This is a genomic window from Microbispora sp. NPDC049633 (assembly GCF_040675265.1).
Classification (GTDB): domain Bacteria; phylum Actinomycetota; class Actinomycetes; order Streptosporangiales; family Streptosporangiaceae; genus Microbispora; species Microbispora maris.
Map to the genome: position 1 here is coordinate 22,745 of NZ_JBFAOO010000092.1, position 7,055 is coordinate 29,799.

8 protein-coding genes are annotated in these 7,055 nt (G+C 69.2%); 3 read left to right on the forward strand and 5 right to left on the reverse strand.

Annotated features, from left to right (window positions below; translation table 11 throughout):
* Positions 1 to 165: 165 nt before the first annotated feature.
* The 5 genes from AB0J39_RS23040 to AB0J39_RS23060 all read right to left on the reverse strand — a co-directional run bounded on the left by AB0J39_RS23040 (position 166) and on the right by AB0J39_RS23060 (position 3,815).
* Positions 166 to 396, reverse strand: coding sequence for a hypothetical protein (locus AB0J39_RS23040; RefSeq protein WP_363468071.1), 231 nt, complete (start codon positions 394 to 396; stop codon positions 166 to 168).
* Between the two features lie 123 nt (positions 397 to 519).
* A complete protein-coding gene (locus AB0J39_RS23045) occupies positions 520 to 1,278 on the reverse strand; it encodes an SDR family oxidoreductase (protein WP_363468073.1) in 759 nt (252 codons plus the stop codon).
* Between the two features lie 50 nt (positions 1,279 to 1,328).
* Complete coding sequence (locus AB0J39_RS23050; RefSeq protein WP_363468075.1) at positions 1,329 to 2,561, reverse strand: low temperature requirement protein A; 1,233 nt, start codon at positions 2,559 to 2,561, stop codon at positions 1,329 to 1,331.
* A 211-nt stretch (positions 2,562 to 2,772) separates the two neighbouring features.
* Entirely contained in the window at positions 2,773 to 3,225 is a 453-nt protein-coding gene (locus AB0J39_RS23055) for a PPOX class F420-dependent oxidoreductase (RefSeq protein ID WP_363468076.1), read from the reverse strand.
* Positions 3,222 to 3,815 carry a dihydrofolate reductase family protein gene (locus tag AB0J39_RS23060; protein ID WP_363468078.1) on the reverse strand — a complete coding sequence of 198 codons (594 nt, stop codon included), beginning with the start codon at positions 3,813 to 3,815 and terminating at the stop codon, positions 3,222 to 3,224. Before AB0J39_RS23060 ends, AB0J39_RS23055 begins: the two co-directional genes overlap by 4 nt.
* A gap of 97 nt (positions 3,816 to 3,912) precedes the next feature.
* Between AB0J39_RS23060 and AB0J39_RS23065 the strand changes: the two genes are divergently transcribed.
* From AB0J39_RS23065 to AB0J39_RS23075, 3 genes are all read left to right on the forward strand, one after another.
* Complete coding sequence (locus AB0J39_RS23065) at positions 3,913 to 4,365, forward strand: helix-turn-helix domain-containing protein (protein ID WP_363468080.1); 453 nt, start codon at positions 3,913 to 3,915, stop codon at positions 4,363 to 4,365.
* Positions 4,366 to 4,510: 145 nt separating this feature from the next.
* Complete coding sequence (locus AB0J39_RS23070) at positions 4,511 to 5,488, forward strand: PaaX family transcriptional regulator C-terminal domain-containing protein (protein ID WP_363468082.1); 978 nt, start codon at positions 4,511 to 4,513, stop codon at positions 5,486 to 5,488.
* Positions 5,489 to 6,010: 522 nt separating this feature from the next.
* Positions 6,011 to 7,055 (forward strand): RICIN domain-containing protein (locus tag AB0J39_RS23075; protein WP_363468084.1); only part of this gene is annotated, 1,045 nt, incomplete at its 3' end.

Below are 7,055 nucleotides of genomic sequence, written 5' to 3' on the forward strand. Positions count from 1 at the left end.
GCATTCCAGATGAGGAACTATCACACCGGTAAACGTCTCGGCGTACCCGAGTTCGGTGACTACGTCGCCGTGCGGTAATACACCTGCAGCTCCGATGGTTACAGGCAGCGCTGGGTACTGATATTCGACCAAGGCCGGGCGAACGCATATCGGTGTGAGGGCCTTCTACTCGACGGGACCGGCGGGCCGGAGGTCGTCCTCCAGCACCTCGACCGCGCCGAGCAGACCTCGCAGGCCGATCCGTGCGCGTTCGACGTCCGTCGGGTCGAACAGCCATTCGGTGATGGGCAGGGCGGCCGCCTCTTCTGGAAGGCCGCGCTCGGCCTCGATCATCTCCTCCTCGACTTCGATCTCGAGTTCGTGCAGGGATCCGTACTCGTCGCTCGGAGCGGTCATCGATCCTCTCTGTTCTGTTCTGTTCTGTGCGGATGGCTCGGCCCGGGGAACGCGACGACCGCGGCGGCCTGCGGGGCGGAGGGACCACGGTCATCGCGTGCGCACCCGTATGGATGGACTGGACTATTGGCCGGTGGCGGCGCGGTCGAGCCAGTCGTGGTAGCGGATCGCGCCAAGCACGGCGCCGTCGTCGACGGGCACCAGCGACCGCTCGCTCAGCTCGCTGCCGAAGTAGCGCGCGTGCGGATCGGCGACCACCTCGCGGGGGTCGCCCCAGGCGGCCAGCGCCTGACGGAAGAACTCGTCCATCCGGAACTGCTCGGGGCCGGCGATCTCGACCCTGCCGTTCAGAGGCGACCCCACCGCGGTCCGGCCGACCGCCTCGGCGACGTCGTCGCCCGCGATGGGCTGGAAGAGCACGGGCGCGATGTGCACCGTGCCGTCCACAGTGGCCTCGTCGGCGATGCCACGGGCGAACTCGAAGAACTGGGTCGAGTGCACGAGCGAGAACGGGATTCCCGATTTCTCGATCAGCTGCTCCTGCGCGATCTTCGCCGCGAAGTAGCCGTTGTCCGGCATCCGCTCGGTCCCCACGATCGACACCGCGACGTGGTGACCCACGCCCGCCGCCGCCTCGGCCGCGAGCAGGTTGCGCGTGGAGGTCTCGAAGAACTCCAGCACCGCAGCCCGCTCGAACGACGGCGAGTTCGAGACGTCGACCACCACCTGCGCACCCGCCAGCACCTCGGCCAGTCCCTCGCCGGTCAGTGTGTTGACGCCGGTGTTCGGCGACGCCGCCACCGCCTCGTGCCCCTGCCCGCGCAGCTTCGTCACGAGCTTCGACCCGATCAGGCCGGTTCCGCCGACTACCGTGATCTTCATCGCGTTTCCCCTCGGTCCGCCGGGCCGCCTCGTCGCCGCCCGGTCGCCAGCTAAGACCGGACAGCCCTCGGGCTTGTGACGGCTGCCGTCGAATCCTTCTCCGGCCGCTGACGGGTGCGGGCGGCTGCCGTCCGGATCGTGACGGCGATCAGCAACACGCAGACGGCCGCAGTCGCCCCGGCCACGCCGGCCACGCCGGCCATGCCGGTCCAGGGCGTCGCGAGCGGCAGTGTCAGGACGACGACCACGCATCCCAGCACCACGGCGGGCACGAGGACGGGCTGTGGGACGACGAGCACGTGTACGGCGCACAGCAGCGCGAGATACACGCCCACCGGAACGGCGATCGCGTAGCCGAGCGCCAGCGGCGAGGACCCGGTCTCGTGCCCGCTCCGCTCCACCGCGACCTCGAGCCCCGCACCGAGTGCCGCCAGAGCCGTGAAGATGCCGTAGTGGCCGTATCCCCACAGGTAGGACCGATGACGGCGGTCACTGAGACCGTCCCCCGCAGGTCCGAGGAAGTACAACCACCACAGCGCGAACAGCAGGACGAGACCGGCGCCGGCGATCACGACGAAGGGGCCGCCGTCCGCGTCTGCCTCCAGCGCTCTCCCGACCCCTCTGCTCACCGCCAGCACGCTCTCACCGAGCAGGATGATCGTGAACAGGCCGTAGCGCTCGGCGATGTGGTGCGGATGCCAATTGGTGGCCCCGGCCCGCTCCGCCCACCGCGGCACCGCGAGTTCCAGGGCGGCCAGGCAGGCGAAGTACGGCAGGCCGAGGGACGAGGGCAGGACTCCCGTCTCCACGAGGGCGAGCCGTGACAGCCAGCCCGTCTGCAGGACGGCGATACCACCGGCGTAGCGAAGCGCGGTGCGGCGCCTCGCCGGGTCTTCGCGACCGGCCCGCAGCCATTGGGCCACGAGCCCGATCCTCATGACGATGTAGCCCAATGTGATCACGGCATAGTCGGAGTGGCTCGCGGCGGCGGGCACACCGGCGGCGAGGACCAGCACGCCGGCCATCTGCACCATGGTCAGCAGCCGGTAGGCGATGTCGTCGGTGTCGAAGGACGAGGCGAACCAGGTGAAGTTCATCCACGCCCACCAGATCGCGAAGAACACCTGCAGGAACGGCACCAGCCCGGCCAGGCCGTGACCGTCGGCGATGTCGTGCGCGAGCTGCGCGGTGACGGCCGCGACAGCGACCACGAAGGTGAGATCGAACAGCAGCTCGAGCTGACTCGACGTACGGTGCGGCTCGTCGACGGCACGAGCACTCATCCGGACCCGGATCCGGATCATGGTGCCTGTTGGTGGCATGGTCTGTTCCTGTCATCTCGCGACGTACGGTCCGCCTCGAAGACAGGGCGACGTCCCGACTTGTGACAACGAGCCGCAGACCGGGCCGGCGATTGAGGTCGTACCCGGGCGACGGTGGCACAGGCCCGGCTCGACAAGCGGGACTTGGGGCGCACGGCCAAGTGGCCGCCGCTCAGGCGAGGCCCACCGTCTGCCGCTCGGGTTCGATGACCGCGACGACGCGCTCCTCGTCTCGTGAGTACGGCCGGCCGATGTATTTGACGGCCAGCTGGTCGACGATCGTCCAGGCGGCGTCGCCTTCGAGCCACTCGACGACGCGGCCGCGGACGACGACCGGCTGGAACGGGTCGCCGGGCGGAGTCAGGGAGAGCGCGACCCGCGGATCGCGGCGCAGGTTGCGAGCTTTGCGCGAGCCCGGACCGGTGAGGAACACGATGTGGTCGCCGTGCGTCCCGATCCAGACCGGGACGGTGTGGGGGGCGCCATCGGGCAGGACGCTGGCGAGGTGGGCGAGAGGTGTGCCGTCGAGCACGCGGCGCACAGTGGGGTCGAGCGTCATGGTCATCTCCTGGAGTGGGTTGTGGGCGGACTTCTGCCGGTGATCGTCGGCGGACGACGAGGTCATCGTTCGACCTCGTAACGAAGGTGGGTGACACCGGGCGCCGGGACGGCCTCGACGAGGCGGAGGCGCACATGCCCGGGGAGCGGCTGGAAGAAGGGCCGGCCGCGGCCGAGCAGAATCGGCACCTGATGGAGGATCACCTCGTCGACGAGGCCCGCCTTCAGCGCCTCGGTCACGACGCCGCCGCCCATGAGGCCGACGTCCTTGCCGCCGGCCGCCTCGCGGGCCGCCGCGATCGCGTCCTGGATGCCGGTGGTGACGAGGGTCTGCCGCTCGCTCGTCTTCGGCGCCGGCCGGTGACTGAGAACGAACAACCGGGCCGTCGGGTGGGGGCTGACGCCGCCGAAGCCGTCGGAGTCCTCATAGGTGTTGCGTCCCGCCACGACGGCGCCCACCCGCGTGGCGAGAGCGTCGAAGATTCGGGCGCTGGGCTCGCTCAGCCGGAACCCGTCGAACACCCGGCTGGGCGTGTCGCCGTCGAAGTACCAGTCGAAGAGCATCGTCCCGTCGCCGAGCCCGCGCCCGGCACGGGGATCGCGACCGGTGATGTATCCGTCGACCGACACGGCATGGGCGCCGATGACCTTGCTCATCTCGGTGAACCCTCCCTAGTTTGAGTTCCCTTAAGGAACTACAGGAACGTAGCACTGTGAAGTTCCCTAAGGGAACCCCGATTGCTAGACTGGCTTCATGCAGCGCACGAACTTCGGCGAGATGGCGTGCTCGATCGCGCGCACGCTCGACGTCATCGGGGAGCCCTGGTCGCCGCTGATCCTGCGCGATGTGTGGGCCGGGCTCACCCGGTTCGAACGGATCCAGGCCGACCTCGGGATCTCACGTAAGGTGCTGACCGAGCGGCTGAATCACCTCGTCGACCAGGGCGTGCTGGAACGCCGTCCCTACGACCAGCGACCGCGGCACGAGTACCACCTGACGCAGAAGGGCGCCGAACTCGTCGACCTGCTCATGGTCATGGCCGGCTGGGGCGACAGGTGGCTCGCGGGTGAGGCCGGCCCGCCGGTGCTCTACCGCCACCACGCGTGCGGTGAGATCAGCGGTGTCGACCTGCGCTGCGCCCACTGCGGCGAGCCGATGCACGCCGGCGACGTCGACTTGCTGCCCGGCCCTGGCGTAGCCGTGTGACAGAGCGTAGCCGTGTGACAGCGCCGCCGTGTGACGCAGGTTGACGTGCAGCGGGCGGGCTGTGAGTTCGCCGGGAGGCACTCCGGGGCGACGGTGCGGGGCCAAATGGTTCGGCGGGGGCGTTGGCGTCAGGCAAGCTGATGACGTGAGTGTCCATGTGCCTCCGGACGATGTCGGAGCTCCACGGGCGCAGGCCGGCCCCAACCCGCAGCACCTGCTGACGACCTTGCTCGGTGAGTACCTTGACTCCTCGGATGCCGGCCTCCCGTCGATGGCGGTGGTCGCGATGCTCGGGGAGTTCGGCATCAGCGAGTCCAGCGCGCGGGCCGCGTTGTCCCGGCTGACCAAGCGTGGCCTGATCGCCGTACGGGGATCCGAACGGCCGCCCGTGTACCACCTCACGCCTGCGGCGATCGCCAAGCACCGTTCCCGGATGGATCACTTCCTGAGCTTCGGCGCACGCCCGCCGCAGTGGACCGGCGACTGGGTGACCGTCTCCTTCTCGATCCCCCAATCCGGTCAGGCACAGTCCGGTCAAGGGCAGTCCGGTCAAGCCCCGCGGCACGCGGTCCGCAAGGCACTGGGGACGCTGGGTTTCGCGCGGCTGTACGACAGCGTGTGGATCCGGCCCGGATCCGACGCCGGTCCGGTGACCCGGGCACTGCACGACATCCTGGACGACGTCGACGGTGGTCGATGGTCGGTGATGCACACCCGGTTCGACGAGGAGACCGGCCCGCACGGTCCGGCCGCCGCCTACGATCTGGCCGGCCTCGCCTCGGCCTACGAGGCATTCATCGCACAGTACGCGGACCTGCGGGTGGCCGTACGCAACGGGGAGATCGACGCGAGCCGTGCGCTGGTGGCGCGGACCTCCGTCATGGATTCCTGGCGGAAGTTCCCGGACATCGATCCGAACTTGCCCGAGCATCTCCTGCCGGCACCATGGCCCCGCCAGGCGGCCCGGGACCTCATGCTGGAAATCCATTCGGCTCTCGGCTCGCTCGCCGAGGCGCGGCTCATCGAGGTCGCGACGCCGTACTGGCCGGACGCCGCGTCCTGGATCACCCACTTCCACGCATCGGAGAACTCCCTTTCGGCCCCGGCCGGCGGGGACGGCTGAAGAAACTTTCACGCAGTCAGCACGACCACGCGGCCGTCGGCACGCGTTTCCGCGTCCGCCGCGGCGCGTCCGCCTCCCGCTGACCGCCGCCCGCCGGGCCCCCCGGAGTTTCCGGTGGGAGAGGCACTGTGACCTGCGCGGAGCCGCCTCCACCCCGGCCCGTCCTTCCGGCGCGGGGCAGGGGAGCGGCGGCGACCATTCCGAGGTCGACCTGCACGCCCGGATTCGGGTGCGTCAGGGGCGTGCCCTGTCCGCGGGGGCGCCGCTCCATGTGCCGACCGCAGTCGCTTGACACTTTTGGTGACCGCAGTGATATTAACTGCACGATTCTCTCATCGGCTCGTTTCGCCTGGCGCGGGCGCGATTCGCAGTCGATAGTCCGCCATATCGATCCCCAGATTCGGTCGGCGCCGACCAGCCTGGCCGCGGTGGCAGTTATCAGCCGTTGCCGGGCTCCGTCGGCGTGCGCCGCGTATTCCACATCCGACACAGAGCGCCGTCGTGACACCTTCGGAGGGCGAAATGAGAAAACGCTCGATTATCAGCGCAGTACTGGCGGCCGCGATGGCCCCGGTCTGCGCCGGAATAGTGGCGCTCACGACGACACCGGCCGCCGCGGCGGTCGGTGGCTCGGGCCCCTACCCGGCTGATTACGAGACCTCGACCAGCCTGCCCAACCACACCATCTACCGGCCCGGAACCCTTCCGTCCGAGAAGCTCCCCATTTTCGTCTGGGGCAACGGAGGCTGCTCCGCCAACGGGACAGGGCAGCTGAACTTCCTCCGTGAGATCGCCTCGCACGGGTTCCTGGTCATCGCCAGCGGCAGCCCGAACGGATCCGGTTCGACGACGTCCCAAATGCTGACGCAGTCCATCGACTGGGCGGTCGCGGAGAACAGCCGGCAGGGCAGCAAGTACAACGGCAGGCTCGACACCAGCAAGATCGCTGTAGGGGGTTGGTCCTGCGGGGGGCTGGAGGCCTACGCCGTCTCCAACGACTCACGTGTCACCACGACCACCATCTTCAGCAGCGGGTTGCTGAACGACTCCGACGACTACCAGCTCCGCCGGCTGACGAAGCCGATCGCCTACTTCATCGGCGGGCCCAGTGACATCGCCTACCCGAACGCCATGGACGACTGGGGCAAGTTGCCGGCCGGGCTGCCCGCGTTCATGGGCAATCTGAACGTCGGACACGGCGGCACCTACGACCAGACCAACGGCGGCGAGTTCGGCCGCGTGGCCGTGCTGTACCTCAAGTGGCGGCTCAAGGGCGACACGACGGCCGGCGCCAACTTCGTCGGCGCCAACTGCGGCCTGTGCAGAACCCAGTGGCAGGTCCAGCAGAAGAACCTCACGCTCGACGGCGGCACCTCGTCCCCGTCCCCCAGCCCGTCCCCGGGTAGCCCGTCACCCAGTCCGACCGTGACCCCCACCTCCGGTGGTGGCAGCGGGCCGATCAGGGGGACGAGCTCCGGCCGCTGCCTGGACGTGACCGGCGCGAGCACCGCCGACGGCACCCAGGTGCAGCTGTGGGACTGCAACGGCCAGACCAACCAGACCTGGG

Excerpts from the sequence above, each read along its gene's own strand:
- AB0J39_RS23040 (WP_363468071.1), bottom strand. The coding sequence starts at position 396 with ATGACCGCTCCGAGCGACGAGTACGGATCCCTGCACGAACTCGAGATC.
- AB0J39_RS23045 (WP_363468073.1), bottom strand. The coding sequence starts at position 1,278 with ATGAAGATCACGGTAGTCGGCGGAACCGGCCTGATCGGGTCGAAGCTC.
- AB0J39_RS23050 (WP_363468075.1), bottom strand. The coding sequence starts at position 2,561 with ATGAGTGCTCGTGCCGTCGACGAGCCGCACCGTACGTCGAGTCAGCTC.
- AB0J39_RS23055 (WP_363468076.1), bottom strand. The coding sequence starts at position 3,225 with ATGACCTCGTCGTCCGCCGACGATCACCGGCAGAAGTCCGCCCACAAC.
- AB0J39_RS23060 (WP_363468078.1), bottom strand. The coding sequence starts at position 3,815 with ATGAGCAAGGTCATCGGCGCCCATGCCGTGTCGGTCGACGGATACATC.
- AB0J39_RS23065 (WP_363468080.1), top strand. The coding sequence starts at position 3,913 with ATGCAGCGCACGAACTTCGGCGAGATGGCGTGCTCGATCGCGCGCACG.